This is a genomic window from Gemmatimonadota bacterium, from assembly GCA_026387915.1.
Taxonomy (GTDB): domain Bacteria; phylum Gemmatimonadota; class Gemmatimonadetes; order Gemmatimonadales; family Gemmatimonadaceae; genus Fen-1231.
Genome location: JAPLKS010000017.1, coordinates 471,122 through 493,642 on the forward strand (window position 1 = coordinate 471,122; position 22,521 = coordinate 493,642).

14 protein-coding genes are annotated in these 22,521 nt (G+C 63.6%); 7 read left to right on the forward strand and 7 right to left on the reverse strand.

Features of this window, described 5'->3' with window-relative positions:
* The first annotated feature begins 3 nt into the window (after positions 1–3).
* The 4 genes from NTZ43_11775 (at position 4) to NTZ43_11790 (ending at position 6,642) form a co-directional block, all read left to right on the forward strand.
* A complete protein-coding gene (locus NTZ43_11775; protein MCX5767887.1) occupies positions 4–732 on the forward strand; it encodes a hypothetical protein in 729 nt (242 codons plus the stop codon).
* Between the two features lie 37 nt (positions 733–769).
* On the forward strand, positions 770–1,345 hold the full coding sequence (locus tag NTZ43_11780) for a LemA family protein (GenBank protein MCX5767888.1): 576 nt from the start codon (positions 770–772) through the stop codon (positions 1,343–1,345).
* A 102-nt stretch (positions 1,346–1,447) separates the two neighbouring features.
* On the forward strand, positions 1,448–2,905 hold the full coding sequence (locus NTZ43_11785; GenBank protein MCX5767889.1) for a vanadium-dependent haloperoxidase: 1,458 nt from the start codon (positions 1,448–1,450) through the stop codon (positions 2,903–2,905).
* The gene (locus NTZ43_11790; GenBank protein MCX5767890.1) at positions 2,854–6,642 is read left to right on the forward strand and encodes a VCBS repeat-containing protein; all 3,789 of its coding nucleotides are present in this window, start codon (positions 2,854–2,856) and stop codon (positions 6,640–6,642) included. The genes NTZ43_11785 and NTZ43_11790 overlap by 52 nt, the downstream gene beginning before the upstream one ends.
* Before the next feature lie 66 nt (positions 6,643–6,708).
* Here the strand turns inward: NTZ43_11790 and NTZ43_11795 are convergent, their stop codons facing one another.
* Positions 6,709–7,404 carry a thioredoxin domain-containing protein gene (locus NTZ43_11795; GenBank protein ID MCX5767891.1) on the reverse strand — a complete coding sequence of 232 codons (696 nt, stop codon included), beginning with the start codon at positions 7,402–7,404 and terminating at the stop codon, positions 6,709–6,711.
* The gene (locus tag NTZ43_11800; protein ID MCX5767892.1) at positions 7,401–8,153 is read right to left on the reverse strand and encodes a carboxypeptidase-like regulatory domain-containing protein; all 753 of its coding nucleotides are present in this window, start codon (positions 8,151–8,153) and stop codon (positions 7,401–7,403) included. The genes NTZ43_11795 and NTZ43_11800 overlap by 4 nt, the downstream gene beginning before the upstream one ends.
* Before the next feature lie 298 nt (positions 8,154–8,451).
* On the opposite strand from NTZ43_11800, the gene NTZ43_11805 reads away from it, so the two are divergent.
* The 3 genes from NTZ43_11805 to NTZ43_11815 all read left to right on the forward strand — a co-directional run bounded on the left by NTZ43_11805 (position 8,452) and on the right by NTZ43_11815 (position 13,892).
* Positions 8,452–11,538 (forward strand): SusC/RagA family TonB-linked outer membrane protein, encoded by a 3,087-nt coding sequence (locus NTZ43_11805; protein ID MCX5767893.1) that lies wholly within the window; start codon positions 8,452–8,454, stop codon positions 11,536–11,538.
* Positions 11,539–11,570: 32 nt separating this feature from the next.
* Positions 11,571–13,151, forward strand: coding sequence for a hypothetical protein (locus NTZ43_11810; protein MCX5767894.1), 1,581 nt, complete (start codon positions 11,571–11,573; stop codon positions 13,149–13,151).
* A 159-nt stretch (positions 13,152–13,310) separates the two neighbouring features.
* Positions 13,311–13,892, forward strand: coding sequence for a hypothetical protein (locus NTZ43_11815; protein MCX5767895.1), 582 nt, complete (start codon positions 13,311–13,313; stop codon positions 13,890–13,892).
* Positions 13,893–13,978: 86 nt separating this feature from the next.
* On the opposite strand, the gene NTZ43_11820 is transcribed toward NTZ43_11815, so the two are convergent.
* The 5 genes from NTZ43_11820 to dnaE form a co-directional block, all read right to left on the reverse strand.
* Positions 13,979–14,926: a M23 family metallopeptidase gene (locus tag NTZ43_11820; protein MCX5767896.1), complete on the reverse strand. Its 948-nt coding sequence runs from the start codon at positions 14,924–14,926 to the stop codon at positions 13,979–13,981.
* An 89-nt stretch (positions 14,927–15,015) separates the two neighbouring features.
* A complete protein-coding gene (locus NTZ43_11825; GenBank protein ID MCX5767897.1) occupies positions 15,016–16,569 on the reverse strand; it encodes a methionine--tRNA ligase in 1,554 nt (517 codons plus the stop codon).
* A gap of 1 nt (position 16,570) precedes the next feature.
* A complete protein-coding gene (ricT, locus tag NTZ43_11830; GenBank protein MCX5767898.1) occupies positions 16,571–18,034 on the reverse strand; it encodes a regulatory iron-sulfur-containing complex subunit RicT in 1,464 nt (487 codons plus the stop codon).
* 19 nt (positions 18,035–18,053) lie between these two features.
* Positions 18,054–19,019 carry an acetyl-CoA carboxylase carboxyltransferase subunit alpha gene (locus NTZ43_11835; GenBank protein MCX5767899.1) on the reverse strand — a complete coding sequence of 322 codons (966 nt, stop codon included), beginning with the start codon at positions 19,017–19,019 and terminating at the stop codon, positions 18,054–18,056.
* 2 nt (positions 19,020–19,021) lie between these two features.
* Positions 19,022–22,501 carry a DNA polymerase III subunit alpha gene (gene dnaE, locus NTZ43_11840; GenBank protein ID MCX5767900.1) on the reverse strand — a complete coding sequence of 1,160 codons (3,480 nt, stop codon included), beginning with the start codon at positions 22,499–22,501 and terminating at the stop codon, positions 19,022–19,024.
* Positions 22,502–22,521 lie beyond the last annotated feature (20 nt).

Below are 22,521 nucleotides of genomic sequence, written 5' to 3' on the forward strand. Positions count from 1 at the left end.
GCTATGGCATCGATGACACTTGAAGCCCTGGTGACGCAGTTGCGCGCGGCCTACGGTGCAGACCTGCTGGCCGTGGTGCTCTACGGCTCGTCGGCTGGCGGTGAGGCGCACACGGGTCACTCGGACCAAAACGTGCTGGTGTTGGTTCAGGAACTCCGCGCGGCCGCTGTTCCGGCGGCAGGCGCCGCACTGCGCGCGTGGCAGCAGGCCGGCCATGCGCCGTTGCTCACGCTGACGGGCGCCGAGTGGCGGAGTAGCGTGGATGTGTTTGCAATGGAGCACGCGGACATTCTCGAGCGTCATCGCGTGTTGTGGGCGGCCGAGGGGATGGATGTAGCGGCTGGCATCGCGGTGAGTCGCGCGGATATTCGGCAACAGTTGGAATATGAAGCGATGGCCATTTTACTCCGGCTTCGCACGGCCATGCTCTCGTCGAGCGACGATGCGGCCAAGCGGGTGCATGTGCTGGCCGCGAGTGCGGGGCAGGTGCTGGTGATTTTCCGGACGCTGGCGCGGTTGACGGGCGATTCAGCGGCGATGGATAATGAGGCGCTGGTGCGCGCGGTGTCGGCGCGCGCGGGGATTGAGGCCGCGCCCTTTGTGGCGGTGGTGCTGCACCGTCGCGGCGACGAGAAAATCACGGCGGCGCGGGCGGCGGATGTGTTGATGGCGTATCACGCAGGGCTGGAGCAGCTGGTGGCGTACTTGGATGCGCTACCGGCGGCGCAGTAGGCGATTCAGCGAGTTCGACCCTTCTTTGGAGAGGCAGATGCGATTTCGTTCCCTAGTGTTGGCGTTCCCCCTCGTGCTGGGCGCGTGCGGCTACAACTCCATTCAGTCGATGGACGAGAATGCGGCGGCCGCGCAGAAGCAGATTGCGGTGCAGTTGCAGCGCCGTGCCGACCTTGTCCCGAATCTTGTCGAGACCGTGAAGGGGTACGCGGCGCACGAAGCGGAAGTGTTTGAAAAGGTGGCGCAGGCGCGCGCCGGACTGGCGGGCGCGGTCAGCGGAGGCAAGATTGGCGAGATGGCAGACGCCAACCAGCAGATGACCGGCGCGCTGGGCCGGTTGCTCGCGATTTCGGAGAACTATCCGACGCTCAAGAGCGACCAGAACTTTTTGCGGTTGCAGGACGAGTTGACCGGTACCGAGAATCGCATTGCGGTGTCGCGCACAGATTACAACGGCGCGGTGCAAGCGTACAATGAGTACATCCGCAAGTTTCCGCAGGTGATGACGGCGAAGGTGATTGGTTCGAAGGCGCGCGAGTACTTTGACGTCACCAACCCTGGGGCTCGCGAAGCGCCGAAGGTGGACTTTTCAAAGCCAGCGGCCAAGCCGTAGCATGATTCATCGCGGTGCTCCGCCGGCAAAAGGGCGGAGCACCGCGCGATGCGCTGTGATGCAGTCGTCGGACTGGTTCGTCCACCCCTACCACCCAGTCTCATGAACGTTTCGTCTCGCGCCGTCCTTGTTGCGGTGTCCGCGTTGTCCCTGTCCGCGTGCGGGCCGCGGGCCGCCACGCCGTCCGATCCACAGTTGGTGGCGCAGTGGTTGCGCACCACGCTTGCGTTCGCGCGATCCGAGCGGCTGGGGCCACCGGTGGCGGCGCGCATTTCGGCATACGCCTCGCTGGCGCTGTACGAAGGCTACGCGTCGGATCCCGCGTCGCCGTTGCGCTCGATGGCGGGTCAGCTGAACCGGCTCGATGCACTGCCGGCGGCGCCCGAGGGCGGCCCGGTAGACGGCGCGACCGTTGCCGCCGAGGCGATGCGCCTGGTACTCGATTCGTTATTCCGCGACGGCTTTGCGAGTACGCGGCGCACGATCGATTCGCTCGCTAAGGCGCAGGTAGCGGCGCGCGAGGCGGCCGGCGTGTCGGCGGCGCAACGTGACCGCTCCGTGGCGCACGGGCACGCGCTGGGCGGCGCCCTGCTGGCGTGGGCGGCGACGGACAGCTTCTTCGCAACGCGAGGGCGCGTGTGGACGCCGTCCACCAAGCACGATCAGTGGGAGAACACGGCCACCCTCGACCAGTATGTGCCGCAGACGTTGTCGGGGCAGTCCGACGTTGTGGTGACGAAGAATCCGAATGCCGCGCTGGAACCGGAGCGCGAGTCGGAGAAGTGGGTGTTCTCCAATCGTCCCAAGGCGGCGGGGAGCAATACGCTTCCGACGTTTAATCCGGTGCGTCCGACCGAACCGTACTGGGGAAATCTTCGCACGTTTGTTCTGCGCGACGGCGACGACTGCGCGGCGCCAAAGCCCCTGGAATACTCCGAGAAGCCGAATTCTCCGTTCTGGAAGATGGGGAAGCAGTTCTACGATACGGTCAAGGCGCTTACGCCGGACCAGCGGAATATTGCGCTCTTTTGGGCGGACAACCCCGTGGCAACGGGCACTCCAGGTTTTCACTGGATCAGTGTGACGAACCAGATGATTGTGCGCCGCCATCTCACGGCGGACGATGCGGCGGAAGTGTACGCCCTCACGTCGCTGGCCATTGCGGATGCCTTCATTGGTTGCTGGAAGGAAAAGTACCGCTCGATGGTGGTGCGGCCGGTGGCGTATGTGCAGCGCGTGTTCGACAAGCAGTACCGCACCGTGATTCCAACGCCGCCATTCCCGGAGTACACCTCTGGGCACTCGGTGCAGTCCGGTGCGGCGGTGGCGGTGCTGGCCAAGGTGCTGGGTGACACGATTCCGTTTAGCGATTCCACGCAGATGGATGTCGGGCAGCCGGCGCGGGCCTTCAAGAATTTCTCGGCCGCGCGCGATGAAGTGGCGATTTCGCGCATTTATGCCGGGGTGCACTACTTCCCCGCGGTGTACGACGGTCTCACGCAGGGGCAGTGCATTGGGCAGCGCGTGCTCGACCGCGTCAAGACGCGGCGCGCGAAGTGAGTGTTGAGGAGCGGCAACGGCTCGCGGCGCGCGTCGTCCGCCGCGCGCAGGCGGTGGCGCTCGCGCTGATTGGCGTCTGTGCGGTCGCGGCGTGCGGCTCGCGCGTGGACACGGCCTGGCATCAGGCCGACGGCTATCGCTGGCGCGCGCTCGCGCTGCCGTGGCGCGGGCAGGATGGCTTTACGCAACTCACGTCCTCCTCGACCGGGCTCGTCCATCGCAACGATGTGGACGACGAGCACGCGATGGCCAATCGCAATCTGCTGATTGGCGCGGGCGTGGCCTTAGGTGATATAGACGGCGACGGTTTGCCTGACATGTTTCTTGCCTCCGTGGAGCGTCCGGCGGCGCTGTATCGCAACACGGGTGGTTTTCACTTTGAAGACGTGACCGCCAGCAGCGGCATCGATACGAAGGGCCTCGCGACCACCGGCGCCGTCTTTGCCGACGTCAACGGCGACGGCCATCCTGACCTCGTGGTCGGTACGCTCGGTGGACCGCTCAAGCTTTGGCTCAACGACGGCAAAGGGCATTTTGCCGACGCCACCGCGGGGAGCGGTCTCGACAGCGGCTACGCGGCCACCACGCTCACGATGGCCGATGTGGACGGCAATGGCACGCTCGATCTCTACGTGGCCACATACAAGAAACGCAATTCGCTCGATGCCTTTCCACCGCAGGCGCGGTCGTTTGATCAGGTGGTGAAGAAGATCAACGGAAAATACGAGGTCGTCGATCCGTGGAAGGGCGAGTACCGCGTCGAAGACCGCCCAGATCTCGGCGGCATTGTTCGCTCGCAGCGCGCCGAAGTGGACCTCTTCTATTTGAATGACGGCAAGGGACACTTCACGCGCGTGCCGATCAATGGGCCACGATTTACGGGCGAAGATGGCAAGACGCTCACGGTCGAGCCTGACTTCTTTACCCTGGCCGCACGCTTCTATGATGTGAATGGCGACGGCGCGCCGGACCTGTACGTGTGCAATGACTTTGAAGACCCCGACCAGTTCTGGCTGAACGACGGCACGGGAAACTTCCGACTCACGCCGTCGCTCTCCATTCGGGAAACCAGCAACACCTGTATGTCGGTGGACTTCGCCGACGTGAATCGCGACGGGCACGTCGATTTATTCACCACCGACATGCTCAGCCCCACCCTCGGCGTTCGGCAGCGCCAGATTCCCACGCATACGCCGCTCCCCAAGAAGGTCGGGCTCACCCCCGATCGTGGGCAGTGGATGCGGAACGCGCTGCAGCTCAATCGCGGTGACGGTACGTGGGCTCAGGCCGCGGACTTTGCGGGTGTCGCCGCCACCGATTGGTCGTGGGCGTCGGCGTTTGTGGATGTGGATCTCGATGGCTATGAAGATCTCCTCGTGGTGAACGGGCATCGCTGGGATATTCGAGATGCCGATACGTTCGAACGCATTCGCAATAGTTTCCCGCGCGTGCCGTGGAATCGTGAGCAGGGCGAGTTCCCGCGCCTCGCGGCGCGCAGTGTGGCGTTGCGGAATCGCGGCGATGCCAGTTTTGCGGATGTGAGCGCCGCATGGGGCTTCGGTGTGGACGAGGCGATTTCGCAGGGGATGGCGCTCGCCGATTTTGACGGCGACGGCGATCTCGATGTGTTGGTGACACGGCTCGACGCGCCGCCGGTGGTCTATCGCAACGAGAGCAAGGCGCCACGCGTGGCGGTGCGACTCAAGGGCGTGTCGCCGAACGACCAGGGGATTGGCGCGGTGGTGAGTGTGTTGGCGCCTTCGCTGCCGGTGCAGTCGCGAGAACTCACGGCGGGCGGCTACTACATGTCGGGCAGCGATATGCAGCTCGCCTTTGCCTCGGGGCGCGATTCGCTGGTCACGATCGAAGTGAAATGGCGCGACGGGCGGCGCAGCATCATTCGGAATACGCCGCCGAATCGCTTATACGAGATTGATCAGGCTGGCGCCTCGAACCAACCCTCCACGATTCCATCGCCGGCCGACGCGGCTCGCCCGCTCTTTGAGAATGCCACGGCGTTGCTCGGTGGACACACGCACGTAGACTCGATCTTTGATGACTACCGGCGTCAGCCGCTGCTGCCGAATCGTTTTAGTCAGCTCGGACCGGGCGTGAGTTGGATCGACACGGACGGTGACGGTCGAGAAGATCTTGTTGTGGGCACGGGACGTGGCGGTGCTCTTACCGTGTTGCGCAACGCAGGAAATCGCTTCAGTGCAACCGCAGCGCCCGGTGGCGCGGCGAAGTGGGACGTCACCACGATTCTCCCCGTGCCGGACGCGCGTGGCGGCACCACGCTCCTCGCGGGGCAGGCGAGCTACGAGTCGGCGTCGCCCGCTGAGGCGCTCGGGGTGCCCTCGGTACTCGGCTATGCGCTCCGCGCCGGTGCACTCGTTACGCCTGTGCCGATGGCGCCGCCCGAGAGTGCGAGCGTTGGTCCAATGGCGCTCGGCGATGTGAATGGCGACGGACGGCTCGATTTATTTGTTGGCGCGCGCATTGTTCCAGGCAGTTGGCCATTCCCAGCGCCCTCGCATCTATATCTCCGCACCGCCGACGGCCGCTTTGTGGCCGATACCGTGAACGCGAAGGTGCTCGCGTCGCTCGGGCTGTTGTCGTCTGCCTTGTTTGCCGATCTGGATGGCGATGGATGGCCGGAGCTTGTGGTGGCCGCCGAGTGGGGACCTGTTCGAATTCTGCACAATGAGAAAGGACGGTTCCGCGACGTCACGCGCGAGTGGGGGATGAGTGCGATGACGAGTCGGTGGAATGGTCTCGCCGCCGGTGATTTTGATGGCGACGGGAAAATCGATTTGGTGGCCACGAGCTGGGGGCTCAACACGCCGTGGCAAGCGACGGCGGAACGTCCGTACGAACTCGTGGTTGGAAATTTCGGGACCGGTGGTCCCGGGCTACTATTTGCGCGGCGCGACTCACTCACGGGGCGCGAGCTTCCGCTCGAGTCGTTCTCACGGCTCGGCGTGGCGTTGCCGTCGGTGCGCGAGCGCATTGCCTCGTTTACCGAGTATTCCAAACTGACCGTGGACAGCGTGCTCGGCGATGCGGCCAAGAGTGCGATGCGTGTGGGTGCGACGACGTTTGAGCACACGGTGTTTTTGAACAAGGGTGGTCGCTTTGAAGCGCACGCCTTGCCGCGTGCCGCGCAGATTGCGCCAGCGTTCGGGGTGGTGGTCGCCGATTTCAACGGCGACGGGCGCGAAGATCTGTTCCTCGCGCAGAATTTCTCTCCGACGGACATTCGCACGATGCGCTTCGACGCCGGCGCAGGACAGTTGCTCCTCGGCGATGGACGCGGCGTGTTTAGCGCGCTCAGCGTTCGTGGCTCTGGGATTTCCGTGCTTGGGGATGGCCGCGGCGCGGCGGCCGCGGATTACGACGGCGATGGGCGCGTCGATCTTGCCGTGTCGCAGAACGGCGCGGCGACGACGCTCTGGCACAACGTGGGAGCGGCCGTCGGATTGCGAGTGCGACTGAGTGCCGGTGCCGGCAATCCGCTCGGTATCGGCGTGCAGCTGCGCGTGGTGAGCGGCACGAACCGCGGTCCGGTGCGCGAGGTGCACGGTGGCGGCGGCTACTGGTCGATGGACGGTGCGGTGAGCGTCCTTGCGTTGCCGGCCGGTGCCACCACGCTTTGGGTGCGCTGGCCAGGCGGGCGCGAGCAGACGGTTCCGATCGCTGCGGGGCAGCGCGAGCTGACGGTGCGCGCGCCAGAGTAAGGGCGCGCTGTTTTTGTACGTTGTGGTGGAGCACGCCCCGCACTCGTGAGTGCTGGGCGTGTTTCGTTACTGGCCGGCGAGTGCCGCGTTGATTGCGGTCCGCAACGTCGCGATCGATGCCGCGCCGCTCATGCGCCGTGTGCCAATAAAGAACGTCGGGAGCGAGTCGACGCGCGCCGAACGGCTCCGTTCGATGTCATCACGAATGAGCTTGAGCGCCTGCGCGCGTTCGGTGCACAGGCGGAGTGGAGCGGCGTTGACTCCCACGGCAATGCTGACGGAGTCGAGATAGGGGCGCGCATCGGGCAGGTTCATCCAACGGGCCTGCGTGTCGAAGATGCGATCCGCCGCTTCCCAGAACTTGCCCTGGTGCGCCGCACAGGTGGCGGCGATGGAGGCCGTCTGCGCGTTGAGGTGCTCTGCTTGCGGGAAGTGGACGAACGCGAGGCGTACGCGTCCGGACGCTGCATACTCTTTGCGCAGCAGCGGCAGCACGTCCTGATGCCATTGTTTGCAGGGGGCGCACTGAAAATCGCTGACGATCGTGACCCAGACGCGAGCGGCGGGATCGCCGAGTACGCGGCCGCGGTCGGCGATCAGGGTGAAGGAGTCTGTGCGGGTCTCGGCGAGCGCGCGCTCGGCGAGTTTGGTTTGGATCAAGCTTTTCTGCGGCTTCTGTTCCGACGAACTGCAGGCCAGCGTCAGGGCGAGGAGCAGGAGGAACGGACGGAGCGGTGCTGTGTTGGTGATGCACACGGTCATGGTTTTTTTCGAGGCGGTCCGTTCTTGGTCCAAATGACAATCACGCCGCAGCCAGCGTAGCGCCCGGCGAACTCGCCCGGCACGTCGGAGGGTCCGGTATAGACCTCCAGCGCCTCGATGTCCCGGATGGCGACGTTTGGTCCGAAGTCGTTATCGACGCGCTCATCTACAATGTATTCCGGATTGCAGCGCATCGGCGCACGGGCCATGCGGATATTGCAGCCCAAGCTTGTGCCTGAAGCCGCGCCAGCGGTGGCCCCGCCGCAGTCGAGGGCGACGCCGCGGATTCCTTTCATGGCGTCTTGGAGGTTGGCAAAGCCTCCTTTTTCGATGTCGTCGCGTGTGATGTAATGCCCGCGCCCCGTGGCGCGCCGCCGCTCAAAGTCGGCGTAACGCGGTTCCGCCGGTTTGGGAGCGCTGACCGCGACCGACGGGAGTTTTTGGGCGTTCGCGCGGCCGGTGGCTGAAGAGTCCAGCTCAAAGTCGCGGGTCATGAACTCGCCGCGGGCGAGGGCTATGGTGTTGACGGAGGACGGGTACCCTTTGGCGCGCACCAGAATCCGAACAATGCCGGGCTGGAGATCGGTTAGAAGGAACTTGCCGGCGGAATCGGTGACGGTTACGCGGCCAAGGCCTAGGTGGATGACATCGGCGTTGATAATAACCATATGAGTGGTTATATCCGTGACGGTTCCGGCGATCTGAGCTGTCCCCTTTTGAGACATCGCCGCAGTGGGGAGGCCGGCCACGAGCGAGAGGAGAAGGGCCGTAACCGGGGCGGCCGGAAGTCGCACAGGGCTAGTACTTACGCACCTGAGACGAAACCGTTGGGTCGAGGCATGGGAAAGTAACCGGTATGTAGCAGGCATATATAGCCCCGGAGGGGGTTGCGTCCGGCGTCCTATAGTAGTTACATAGGCATTGCTAACAGAATAATCCTGATTGCGCAATGCAATCAAACTACTTGGGTTCCGGCGTGAAAACTGGGACCTCGGGTAGCCGTTTGCTGTTGTAGTTCCCCCACCCCCTCCGCCAGGGAGTTCGCAAATGAAGATGGACCGTGCGATCGTCCGACGGCTTCTGCGTGTGACCGGCATGTTTGCAGCGCTCGCGCTGATTGTCGGAACGGCACAAGCTCAGAACGCAGTATTCTCCGGAAAAGTTACATCGTCGGGCGCACCGCTAGGTGGTGCGAGTGTCGGCATTCCCGAACTCGGGGTCGGTGCCGTCACCTCTCTTGATGGTCGCTACAACTTTACGGTGGATGTCGCGCGCGCTGGTGGACGGTCCATCACCCTGAAGGTGCGCTATATCGGCTACAAGCCGAAGCAGATGGCGCTGACGCTTGTGGTCGGCCGCGTCGAGAAGGATTTCGATCTTGAGAAGGACGCGATGAACCTCGAGCAGGTGGTCGTCACGGGCGTGTCGGATGCGACATCGCAGAAGAAGACGGCGTTCTCGGTTGCCGTGGTCGATGCCTCGGCCCTCAAAGACGCGCCCGGCACGACGCCGCTGGCGAGCTTGAGCGGTAAGGTCGCGGGCGCGAGTGTGGTGACGGTGTCGGGTCAGCCTGGTGCGGCTCCGGCCATCCGTTTGCGCTCGCCGGCGAGCATTACCGGCAAGACCGATCCTCTGATCATTATTGACGGCACGATCTCGCGTCTCTCCTTGGCCGACGTCGCCTCGGAAGACATTGAGCGCGTGGAAGTCATCAAGGGCGCCGCGGCGAGCTCGCTGTACGGCTCCGACGCCGCGAATGGTGTGGTGCAGATCTTCACGAAGCGTGGCGCTGCTTTGGCGGAAGGGCAGACGTACATCACGGTTCGTAACGAGTATGGCTCGAGCACCTTGCCGCGCGTGCTGGCGAACAACTTGTCGCACGCCTACAAGAACAACGCCGACGGCAGCTTTGACTTGTCGAGCGGGAGCCGTCAGCTCAAGAATGACCAGATCTCGGACAACTCGTACCAGAAGACATACGACCAGCTCGGTCAAGTGTTCCACGGCGGCGCGTTCATGACGAACTATGCGTCCGTCGGCCAGCGTCGTGGCGCGAACAACTTCAACGCCTCGATTCAGAACACGCGCGAGACCGGCGTGCTCAACCTGCTCTCGGGTTTCAGCCGCCAGAACTTCCGTTTGAACGTCGACCAGGCGCTCTCAGACAATCTGGACCTCTCGACCGGCGCCTTCTATGGCCGTTCGCACGCCGACCAGGGCGAAGACACGGGCATCTTCTTTGGCCTGCGCTTCCTTGAGCCGAACATCGACCTGCTCGCGAAGAACAAGGATGGCACGCCGTACAATGCGGTCATCAAGCAGCCGCCGCAGTCGGGCAACTTGAACAATCCGTTATATGGCCTCTCGCAGCGCCAGATCAGCAATGACCGCGACCGTTTTACGGGAACGGCCAAGATGCGTTGGCATCCGCTGAGCTGGCTGACGGCGGAAGGCAACTTCAACTACGACGAGTCGAACCAGAACTACAAGAACTTCCGACCGATGGGCTTCCTGAATTCGGCCGGTGCTGCCGATAAGGGTGCGTTGTTCCAACAGGCGATGAACGACCGCACCTACAATACGGGCTTTACGCTCACGTCCGTGCGGACGTACAGCTGGTTCACAAACACCTCGAAGGTTGCGTATGTGTACGAAGATCAGAGCCATGCCTTCATCGGCGTGAACGCGTCGGCGCTCGTGGTACCGAAGGTGACGGAGTTCTCGGCGTACTCGCCCGATCCGAACACGCCGGTCACGCCCAGTTCGCGAACGGAAGCGTATCGCGCGAAGAATGCGTTCTTCGTGTCGACGTTCGAGTTCAAGGATCGCTACATCCTCGACGGTGTGGTGCGTCGCGACGAATCGTCGCTGTTCGGTTCCGCTCAGCGTGGCCAGACCTACATTCGCGCGTCCGGTGCCTACCGCGTCTCGGAAGACTTCAAGATTCCGGGTGTGGACGAGTTCAAGCTACGCGCCTCGTACGGCACGGCCGGTCTGCGTCCGACGTATGACGCCCAATACGAAACGCTGGTGATCTCGGCGGGCAGCCCGCAGAAGGTCACGCTCGGCAACACCGACCTCAAGCCGGCGCTGTCGACGGAAAAGGAAATCGGATTCAACTTGAACTTCCTCAAGAGGTTCACGGTCGAGTACAGCTACTCGGACAAGGTCACCAAGGATCAGATCCTGCAGGTGCCGTTGTCCGCTGCCGCCGGCTACCAGAGCCAGTGGCAGAACGCCGGCACGCTCGTGGGGAACACGCATGAATTGGCCGTGAGCGCGCTCCTGTTTGCGACGAACGACTTCGATTGGCAGATGACGTTGACGGGCGACCGCACGCGGTCGAAGATCACCGCGTTGAACGTGCCGCCATTCCTGAACGGGCCGGACGGCAACACGCAGCTGTTCCGCGTGGCGGCCGGCGAAACGTTTGGCGTGATGTACGGCGAGCGCTGGATCAAGAGTGCCGACCAGTTGGCGACGACGATTGCCGCGAAGAAGTTGTCGGGGACGGCGGCCGATTACGCGGTGAACTCCGACGGCTACTACGTGCTGAAGTCGGCCATGGGCACGGTGGACGAGAAGCCGCTCAAGGCGTTCTTGGCGAGCGGGTCGTCGCTGCAGACGATTGGCGATGTGAACCCGGACTACAACCTCTCCCTGAACAACAGCCTCAAGTACAAGGGGCTGTCGGTGAACATCCTGTTCAACATGGTGCAGGGTGGTCAGATCTATAACTTGACGCGCCAGTGGCCATTCAATGAAGAGCGCGATCCGATCTTCGATCAGCGCGGCAAGGCGCAGGCGCTGAAGAAGCCGGTGAACTACTACAAGGTCTTCTACAACGGCATCAACGCGAACGACTTCTTTGTGGAAGACGGGTCGTACGTCAAGCTTCGCGAGTTGTCGGTGAACTACCAGATTCCGAAGTCCGTGGCAAAGATCTTCCACCTTGGCGAGGCGCAGGCTCCGCGCATTGGCATCGTGGGTCGCAACTTGTGGACGAGCACGAAGTACACGGGTTATGACCCCGACGTGTCGGGCGGCGCCGGCAAGCCGTTCACGTACCGCGTGGACAACTTCAGCTACCCCGCGTATCGCACGTTCACTGCCATGATCGAATTCGGCTTCTGAGCCGCCACCTCACTATCAGGAGACCGACACTTATGAACATCATCAAGTCCATCCGATGGCTGAGCGTCGCCGCGGCAGTCGCCGTGGTGGGTTGTGGAAACCTTGACGTCGCCAACCCCAACGCGCCGGACGCTCGGCGCGCGCTGTCCGATCCGGCCGCGCTCGAAGCGGTGGCGGGCGGTACGATGCACACGTGGTTCACCGGCTACGAAGGGATGAATGCCGTGGGACCGCTCTCGACGATTGCGGACTCGTACTCGTCGTCGTGGAACAACTTCTTCATGCTCTACATCAACAGCCAGGACGCCGACGGCACGCGCAACACGCGTCCTTGGAAGAACGATCCCGGCGCGCAGGAGCGCGTGAACCTTGAGCAGTACTGGACGAATTATTACAGCGTGGCGTCGTCCGCGTCGGACGTGCTGCGTGCGATCCGCGTGGACAAGAAGGTCATTAACAGCGCGGCCGATACCAAGCGCGCCGAGACGATCGCGGCATTCATGAATGCCGCCGCGCACTCGGGCATCTCGATGAACTACGACAAGGGCTACATCATTGACGAGACGGTGGATGTCTCGAAGCTGACGTACTCGAATCGCAAGATCATGCGTGACGCGGCGATCAAGAAGTTCGATGAAGCGATCGTGCTGGCCAATGCCAATACGTTCACGACGCCGGCTGGTTGGACGAACGGCCGCGCCTACACCAACGTGCAGATCGCGCAGATCGCCAACACGATGGCGGCGATGACGCTCGCGTACTATCCGCGCAATGATGCGGAAATGGCAACGGAAGTGGATTGGGCCAAGGTGGCCGCCTACGCCGCGAAGGGGATGTCGAGCACGTCACCGTTTGATTTTGTGTTCGTCGGCGATGGTTGCTCGTCCTGGTGCCACGAAGTGCTGGTGTGGTTCAACTCGATCGACACGGGCGTCATTCACACGCGCATCGCGACGCAGCTCGATCCGGCCACGCAGAAGGATCCGTATCCGGCTGGCGGCAATAAGCAGCCGAACTCGCCCGACAAGCGTCTGGGTGACGGCACGTTTGGTGATGCCAGCATTGTCGATGGGTTCGGCACGATTCCCGTGAAGGCGGGCGGCCGTCCGGGCACAGATTTCGGCTACTCCGAATACGAAATCTTCAGTGCTTCGCGTGGGCAGTATCACCAGTCGAACATCAATCACAACCGCTACGACTTGAGCCGCAATCAGGATCCGACGGGCATCTACTCCGGCTACGGTCCGGCGCCGGTCATTTCCGCTGCCCAGAATGACTTGATCTGGGCCGAGGGGCTCATTCGCAGTCCATCGCCGGATCTGGCGACGGCCTCGGCGAAGATCAACAACACGCGCGTCACGCGTGGCGGGCTGTCGCCTGCTTCGGCAGCTGATGGTGCTGCTGGCCTGTTGGCCAAGCTCTCCTATGAGAATGACGTCGAACTGCTCGGTCTTGGTGGGTCGCCGTTCTGGGTGCGTCGTCGCGTCGCGAACGGACTCCGCGCCGGCACGCCGCACGAAATGCCGGTTCCTGCCAAGGAACTCGGTGTGAAGTCGGAGCCGCTGTACACGTTTGGTGGTGCAACGAATCCGGCCAACTCGGTAAAGCCGTAAAGTGTGACGGCGGTGGGCACGGGTGTGCACCCGCTGGCACAGTGAATTGTTTGTGAGTGAACAGAAGGGTCGGCGCTTCCGCGCCGGCCCTTCTGGCTTAAGTTCCGGTATCCGCACACGGGGTGTGCGCTGCCCCGATCACCGATGAAGAGGCGTCACATGAGCTCTGCACGAATCCCCCTGCGTGCCACCGCTGTTGCCGTGCTCGTGTTTGCGCTTGCCGCGTGCTCCAAGGTCGGAGGCATTGATGCCAGCCTGGCGTCGCCGATTAGTAACGACGCGACGTACGCGACACTGGGGTATATGTGGAGCGGCGTGCGCGCTGCCATTGCGGCCAAGCGTGAGCCCTCGACCGACACCTTCAGTCTCCCGCTGAGTTATCAGGTGCTGTGCACCCGTGGGGGCAGCGGATCGTATCAGGGGACGCTGGCTGGTTCGAAGACCGCTGGGAACGGCACGGCGACCCTCACCATGACGGGGTCGCTTGCTGGGTGCCAGTTTGACGATAAAGTGACGGTCACCGAGATCACCGCATCGGGGATTTCGATTACCGGATCGGTGGCGATCGCCAATGACACGTGGGGCGCGATTAATCTGCACATGGTGGCGACGTCCGTCACCGTAAATGGCATTGCGTGCCCCGGCGGCGTGGACGTGATCATCTCGGGGACCTCGCCTTCGGCACAGCCGACCTCAACCGGTGTGGCGTGCGGTCGTTCAGGCGCGGTGCCGCTTCCGTAGGGATCCGGCGCGCGAGGTGCCCGACGTGCCTGAGGTTCCTGCGGGGCGCGTGACTGCGTGCTGCGGTGCGAACGACCAGCCCGTGCTCAGTCCGCGACTTTTTCCGGGAGCACGAAGGTCAGCGGATCGACGGCTTTTCCGTTGACGTGCACTTCGTAGTGCAGGTGTGGGCCGGTGGTGAGTCCGCTGTTGCCGACGGTGGCGACGACCTGCGCGCGCGTGACACGCTGACCGGGGTGCACCGTAATCCGTGAGCAATGCGCGAAGCGCGTAATGATGCCATTGCCGTGGTCAATCTCGAGCGTATTGCCGTAGCCGGGCTCGTTCCGTGATACCGACCGCACGATGCCGGATGCCGGCGCGATAATCGGCGCGCCCATCGGCGCGGTGACGTCGATGCCTTCGTGCGGGCGATTTTCGTGGAGCACGGGGTGAAAGCGGCTTTCCGAGAAATGACTCGAGAGCCATCCAGCCGTCGGCATAATCGACGGCATGTTGGCGAGGCGCTCAAAGTTGCGCGTGAGCGTGTCGTTGACGGCGCGGAAGCTGGAGGAGAGTTCGCGCGCGCGCTGAATGAGGCCGTCGATATCGGGGCGAGCGCTAAAGGCGAGGCGGCCGAGGAAGGGCGATTTACCGAAACGGGAGCTGGTGCTCGTCGCCGGCGTGGTGCCGGGCGGAGCGAGGTCTGGCTTTTTGCCGCCATTCGCCACGGTCACGGACTCGGGCGCGAGTCCAGCGAGCAGACGGATCTGCTGGTCGCGCGTGGAGAGCGCGGTGATGCTGTCGTTGAGCGCCGAGAGGCGGATGTCGATCTGGCCCATATCGGCGCGCAGGCGCTGATTCTCGGCCAGCAGCGCCCGTGCGCTCGGCGTGGCCCACGGAGTAAAGAGCACCCCGACGGCCCCCAACACGAGTGCGGCAGAAATGCCTGCGAAGGTGAACGCGACGCGTCGCCCGTATTCACCGACGCGAAAGGTGCGCGCGCCGGCGTTATCGGGGGGAACTATGACGATCGTCCATTCACGTTTGCGCATCGTCTAACGGTATGGGTGCGGGGGGAGCAGGTCAAACAGGTGCGGGCGTGGAGCGACCCGACGGCCGGTGGGTGAGTCTGGTTGCTACGTCAGGCGACGGGCTTTGGTTCCGGGCGTGGAAAGAGGCCCTCTCCCTTCTGTACGGTCCAGCCGGTGGCGTCGATTGGTGCTGTGGCGTTCAGGAGCTGCGCCTCAGCGGTTCCTGGGGCTCCCAGCTGCCCCCAGAGGGCTGCGGCCTTGCCGGGCATGAAGGGGGCAAGGTAGGCCGCCTGGCGGGCCAGAGAGCGCACGAGAGCGGCGAGTGCGCCGTCGAGCTCGGCGCGCTTGGACGGGTCTTTGGCGAGCACCCAGGGCTGTGTCTGCTGAATGAACAGATTGGCGCGGTCGGTAACGCGAGCGATGGCGGCGAGCGCCTCGTGGCAGAGATAGCCGCGGGAGCCGTCCATCGCCGCGCGCGCGTCGGCGAGGTCGGCGGCGTCTTCGTGGTCGAGGGAAAGTGGTGCGGCGGCGGGAACGATGCCGGCGCAGTACTTCTCGACCATCGCGATGGTGCGGCTGGCGAGGTTGCCGAGTCCGTTGGCGAGCTCTGCGGTGTAGACGGCTTCGAAGCGTTCGGCGCTGAAGCTGCCATCGCCGTCAAAGGGGACTTCGCGCAGAAGGAAATAACGAAAGGCGTCGGGGCCGTACTGCTCGACGGTGTCGGGGAGGCTGACTTTGACGCCGGCCGACTTTGAAAAGCGTTCGCCACCAAAGCTGATGAACCCGTGGGCCCATACACGCTCGGGGAGCGGCAGTTCGGCCGCTTGCAGCATGGCCGGCCATACGACGCAGTGAAGGCGCGTGATGTCTTTGCCGACGATGTGCAGTTGCGCGGGCCAGCGGTCTTTCCATCCCTTGTTGGGATAGCCTGTGGCGGTGAGGTAATTGGGGAGGGCGTCGAACCAGACCCAGGTGCCCTGTGATTCACCGTCCCCCGATGGGAGGGGGAAGGGAATCGCCCAACTGAGCTTGGAGCGCGTGATAGAAATGTCCTCGAGACCCTGCTCGAGCAGGGCGAGGATTTCGTTGCGGCGCGACGCCGGCTGAATGAAATCAGGGCGGTCCGCGAGCAGGCGTTCGAGAAAACCTTGGTACTTGGTGAGGCGGAAGAACCAGTTCCGTTCCTCCGTCCACTGGAGTTCGCGCGTGGGGTGGACGGTGCACTTGCCGTCGACGATTTCGTTTTCGCGCTTGAACAGTTCACAGCCAACGCAGTACCAGCCGTCGTATGACTTTTGGTAGAAGTCGTCGGGCGAACTTTCGGCGATGCGTTTGATGAGGGCACGCACGCCGCTCTTGTGCGGGGCGTCGGTGGTGCGAATGAACTGGTCGTACGAAATCGACAGTCGCGCCCACATCGCCTTGAAGTGTTCGGCGACGCCGTCCACGAAAGCTTGCGGTTCGATGCCCTGCGCGGCGGCGGTCTGCGCGACTTTCTGGCCATGCTCGTCCATTCCAATAAGGAAATGGACACGTTCCCCCAGTTGACGGTGGAAGCGTGCGATGGCGTCGGCGCCGATTTTTTCCAGGGCGTGTCCGAAGTGCGGATCGCCGTTGGCGTAGTCGATGGCGGTGGTGATGTAGAACGGGCGTGGTTCGGTCACGTCAACTTCCGGCGGTAGGCGGAGCGGAGGGCGGTGTTCCCTCGGGGGCGGACGGAGGGGCGCCGCCGTCACGGCTGCGGCGGCCGCCACGGCGTCCGCGCCGGCGACGGCGGTGCTGGGCGGCTTCGTCGCCAGCACCTGCGCCGCTGCCGGCATCGGCACTCACTTCATCCGGTGCGGGCGTCGATGGCGCGTTTGGGACGGGGCGAGGCGGGCGCTCGTTTTGCGAACGGTTGGGACGCTCCGGACGACCCTGCTGCGGGCGCTCGCCGCGTGGCTGTTGCGGGCGATCGGCGCGTGTTTGTTGCGACCGATCGGGGCGCGGCTCGTGCGTCCGTTCCGTGCGCGGCTCCTGCGTCCGTTCCGTGCGTGGCGGCTTGGCTCGCTCCGGCCGTGACTGCGGCGGACGTTCGGCGCCGCCTTGCTGCGGCCCCTCTGGGCGGGACCGCGTACGCTCGGGCTGTGCCGGTCGCTCGGGCCGTTGCTGTTGACGCTGCTGGTGCTCGCGTTGTTTTTCGTGCGACGAGCGCTGCGGCGTCGATGGCTTGTCCACCATCACGCGTCGCTCGGCGGTGTCGTCCATGTTGTCGTCGTCACCATCCTCCGCCACATCGGCGGCGGGGGCGGTGTATTCGCCGCCCAGCTCACGGTTCAGAATTTCGAGCGCGAGAATGCGCGATTCGCCCGTGGGGCCGCGCAAGGTGACCTGTTCGCGGAAAATATCGTTGGAGACGACTTTTTCCTCGCCGAGGAGCGTGACGAGGATCTTGCCTTCCTTGGGGAAGCGCTTGCGTTGCTGCACGTAGAACTCGTGCTCGTAGCGCAAGCAACACATGAGGCGTCCGCACGAACCCGAGATCTGTGCCGGGTTGAGCGTGGAGAGCCGCTGGTCTTTGGCGATGCTCGATTTAACGGGGCGCAGGTCGGGGAGCCAACTGGCGCTGCAGAGCTGGCGCCCGCAGCGGCCGACGCCGTCGAGACGCCGCGCTTCGTCGCGGACGCCAATGTGCCACATCTGCACGCGCGTGCTGAGTTCCGTCTCAAGTTGCCGGACGAGATTACGGAAGTCGATACGCGCGTCGGCGGTGAAGTAGATCGTCAGCCGTCGGCGGTCGAGCTGCCACTCGGTGTCCGTAATCTTCATGTCGAGCTTTTGCGCGCGTGTTTTTTCGATCGCACGTTTGCGCACGGCGTCTTCGTCTTCGCGCAACAGGCGGGCGCGTTCAATCTCCTCGCCGTTGGCGAGGCGCACGGCGGTGCGGAGTGGCCCCGTCGCTTCTTTGCCGTGCGTGGTGCCGGCCTTCCGTCGCGTGGCGAGTTCGCCGGTGGCGTGCACGCGGCCGAAGTCTTCGCCACGGTCGGTTTCGACGATAATCCCGGCTTTCTCAGCGGGGGCTTCGTCAAACGGCCAGTGGAAGAATTCCCGCCGGTTGCCCTTGAAGGACACTTCAATCAGTTGCGTCATCGGATACGGCTAAAAGGGCTTACTCGACGTACTGACCGATGCGCAAGAACTTCTCGCGACGTCGGCGTACGAGTTTGTCGGGCTTGAGGCGACGCAGTTCGTCGAGATTCCGGATGAGCGCGTCGCGCACAGCATTGGCGGTGGCGTTGTGATCGGCGTGCGCGCCGCCCACGGGTTCTGGAATCACTTCGTCCACGACGCGCAGTTCCATAAGGTCGGGGGCGGTGATCTTGAGCGCGCTCGCGGCACGCTCACGATTTTCCACGCTCTTGCCGTCCTTCCACAAGATGGCCGCGCATCCTTCGACGGTGATCACCGAATAGATGGCGTTTTGCAGCATGAGCACGCGGTCGGCCACACCAAGCGCGAGTGCGCCACCGGAGCCGCCTTCGCCGATGACCGTCGCAACGATGGGTACCGTGAGCCGACTCATCTCGAACAAATTGCGCGCGATGGCTTCGCTCTGGCCCCGTTCTTCGGCGCCGAGTCCGCTCCAGGCGCCCATGCAGTCGATGAACGTGATGACGGGGACGTGAAATTTCTCGGCGAGCTTCATCAGGCGGAGTGCCTTGCGGTACCCCTCGGGATGCGGCATGCCGAAGTTGCGGTAGATGTTTTCCTTGGCGTCGCGGCCGCGCTGATGGCCGATGACCATCACGGTCTCGGAGTCGAGGCGCGCGAATCCGCCGACGATAGCCGCGTCCTCCCGGAACGCGCGATCACCGTGCAGTTCGATCCAGTCGCTGAAGGCGAGTCGCAGGTAGTCGAGCGTGAAAGGCCGACGCGGACTCCGTGCCACCTGCACGCGCTGAATGGGCGTGAGGTTCTCGTAAATCTCTGCGCGCAGCTCGTCGATCTTTTTGGTGAGCGAGGCGACTTCTTCGTCGGTCGAGACGCCGCGTTCTTCGGCGACGCGCCGCAGTTCTTCGATCTGCCGTTCGACTTCGGCAATCGGTTTTTCGAACTCAAGGGCGGATGTACCCATGATCAGCTTCCTCGGACGAGGCGAACGCGTTCCGGCCCGAGGAGCGCGCGCAGCTCCAAGAGGGTGGCGGAGGCGGGGGAGAGTTTGACGGAGGCAGAACGCCAGCGGGCTTGAGAGCCGTCGGCGCCAGACCATTGCACTTCGAGTGGCGCGGAGCCGGGGTGTGCGTCGGCGACGGCGCGAACATCCTGCATAACACTCGGCGTCCAGCCCGAGTCGGGGCCGAGCTCCAGGCTCACGGAGAGTTGACCCTGCGTCCGCAGTTCGGCCAGACGCGTAATGCCGTCGACGATGAACGTGGGGTTGTCCACGCCTTGATCGCGCTTGGAATAGCCGCCCTTGATGAGGACGGGAACGTCGGCCTGCACGCGGTCGCCGATGGCGGCCCACGCTTCGGGAAAGACCAGCACTTCGCCGGAGCCCGAAAAGTCTTCGACCGTGAGGCGCGCGAACTCGTTGCCGCTCTTCTTTGAGAACTGGCGGCGCACGGTGGTCACCACAACAGCGATGGTGATCGCCTGATCGGTCCACTCGCCGAGTTTGGCCACGGTGTGTGTGGCCAGTAGTTCGCACTCGGCGCGGAACGGCTCCAGCGGATGGCCCGAGATGTAGAAGCCGAGGATTTCTTTTTCTTTGGTGAGCCGTTCGTGCTCGCTGAGCGGCTGCAAGTTGGGGAGCACGGGACGAAGCGGCGGCGCGTTTTCTGGGCCGGCGTTTTCGCCAAAGAGCGAGCCCTGCCCAGTGGCGTGTTCCGCCTGCGAGAGCGAGGCGTGCTGCATGGCTCCGTCGAGTGCCGCGGCATACTGGGCGCGGTGTCCGCCGAGTCCGTCGAGTGCACCGGCGTACAGGAGCGCTTCGAAGACGCGTTTGTTGCAGACGCGCAGGTCCACCTTCTCGGCGCAATCGTAGAGCGTGGTGAAGGGCGAGGCGGTGCGAGCGGTGATGATGGAATCGATGGCGGAGCGGCCCACGTTGCGCACCGCGCCAAGGCCGAAGCGAATACGCTTGTCTTCGAGGACGGTGAACTTGTAGTTGCTCTCGTTGACGTCGGGCGGAAGTATGTCGATGCCGAGGTCGCGGGCTTCGCTGATGTACTTCACCACCGAGTCGGTGTCGCCGATGCACGCCGAGAGCAGTGCGGCCATGAACTCGGCCGGGAAGTGCGCCTTGAGGTACGCGGTGTGGTACGAGAGCACCGAGTACGCCACCGAGTGCGACTTATTGAAACCGTAACGGCCGAACGTTTCGATTTGCGCGGCGATTTCGGAAATAATTTTTTTGTCGAAGCCTTTCTCGACCGCCTTTGTTTCGAACTTGCCCAGTTCCTTCTTGATGAGCTCGGCGTCTTTTTTGCCGACGGCTTTACGGAGCACGTCGGCTTCGGCGAGCGAAATGCCCGCCAGCCGCTGTGCAATACGCATCACCTGTTCTTGATAGGTGATGACGCCGTAGGTGGGCTTGAGGATTTCCTCGAGCTCGGGGAGCTGATACGAGACCGGCTCTTCACCCTTCTTGCGGCGGATGTACGTCTTGTGCATCCCCGCGTCGAGCGGGCCTGGGCGCATGAGCGCGTTGCAGGCCACGAGATCGTCAAACGAGTCGGCGCGCATGGAGCGCACCATGTCGGTGGCGAGCGGGGATTCAAACTGGAACACGCCGGCGGTGCGACCCGCGCGCAGCATGCGGAAGGTGGCGTCGTCGTCGAGCGGGAGGGTGTCGAGATTGGGGACGTCGCGGCCGCGCGCTTTGATGGCCACGAGGGTGTCGTGGATGATCGTGAGCGTGGTGAGGCCGAGGAAGTCCATCTTGAGCATCCCGGCCTTCTCGAGCGCGTTCATGTCGTACTGCGTGACGACGACGCGCTCATCGCCGCCGGAGCCCGATCCTTTCGAGTCCGCCGTGCAAATGGGGACGTACTCGTCGAGCGGACCTGGCGCGATGACAATGCCTGCGGCGTGCACGCCCGCGTGGCGGGAGAGCCCTTCGAGCGCGATGGCGAAGTCGAGGAGTTGCTGATGCCGTTCGTCCGTTTCGTACAGCTTGCGGACGTCCGGCACTTTCTCGATCGCTTCCTTGACCGTCAGCGAGAAGTTCGGGGCGTTGGGAATGAGCTTGGCAATCGCGTCGGTTTCGGAGGGCGAGAAGCCGAGCACGCGGCCCACGTCCTTGATGGCGGCGCGGGACTTGAGCGTACCGAACGTGATGATCTGCCCCACGCAGTCGCGGCCGTACTTGTCGCGCACATACTCGATGACTTCGCCGCGACGCTCTTCGCAGAAATCCACGTCGATGTCGGGCATCGACACGCGTTCGGGATTCAGGAAGCGTTCGAAGAGCAGGTCGAACTTGAGCGGGCAGACGTCGGTGATGCGCGTGGCGTATGCGACGATAGAGCCAGCGGCAGAACCGCGCCCCGGTCCGACGGGGATTCCCTTGTCGCGCGCGGCCTGAATAAAGTCGGCGACAATCAGGAAGTAGCCCGCGTAGCCCGTCTTGGTGATGACGCCCAGTTCGAACTCGAGCCGTTCCACGACGTGCGCGGGCAGTGGCGAGCCGTAGCGCACCTTCGCGCCGTCGGTGGCGAGCTTCACGAGCAGGGCGTTCTCGGTTTTGACGCCCTTGGGAAGGGGGAAGGACGGGACGTAGTACTTTTTTTCGAACGAGAAGCCGGCTTCGTCGGCAATCTTGAGTGTGTTTTCGAGAACGTCAGGGCGGTCGTTGAAATGCGCGCGAATTTCCGGCGCGGACTTGAAGTAGAGCCCGCGGTCGTACTTCATGCGGTTTTCGTCGAGCCGGTCTTTCTTGAGCCCAATGCAGAGCAGCACGTCGTGCGAGTCGTGGTCTTCTTCGCGCAGAAAGTGCGAGTCGTTGGTGGCCACCACGGGGAGGCTGAGCGACGACGCGAGCTTGAACACTTGACTGTTCAGCTTGCGCTGTTCGCCGGCGTCGTGGGCCTGTACCTCGAGGTAGTACCGGTCCTTGAAGACGTCGGCGTACCACTCGGCGGTCTTGCGCGCTTCTTCCGCCCGGTCGCCGAGGAGGTGGACGGCGACTTCGCCAGCCATGCAGGCGCTGGAGACGATGATCCCTTCGTTGTAGCGCTCGAGCAACTCGCGGTCGACCCGAGGCTTGCCATAAAAGCCCTCGGTGTAGGCGAGGGAGGAAAGCTTGACGAGGTTCCGGTAGCCCGTGAGGTCGCGGGCGAGCAGAACGAGGTGATAATATGAACGTTCCGTGGGGGTGGCTCGGCCGCGTTGGCGGCGATCACCCGGGGCGACATAGGCCTCCATGCCCAGGATGGCTTTGAGCCCCTGCTTTTTGGCCTTCTCTTGGAACTCCCAGGCCGCGTGCAGGTTACCGTGATCGGTAATCGCGAGCGCCGGCTGCTCGAACTCGATGGCCCTGGTGATCAGGTCATCGATGCGGTTCGCGCCGTCGAGTAGGGAATACTCGGAGTGGCAATGGAGATGGACGAAGGACATTGAACCAACAAAGTTAGCCC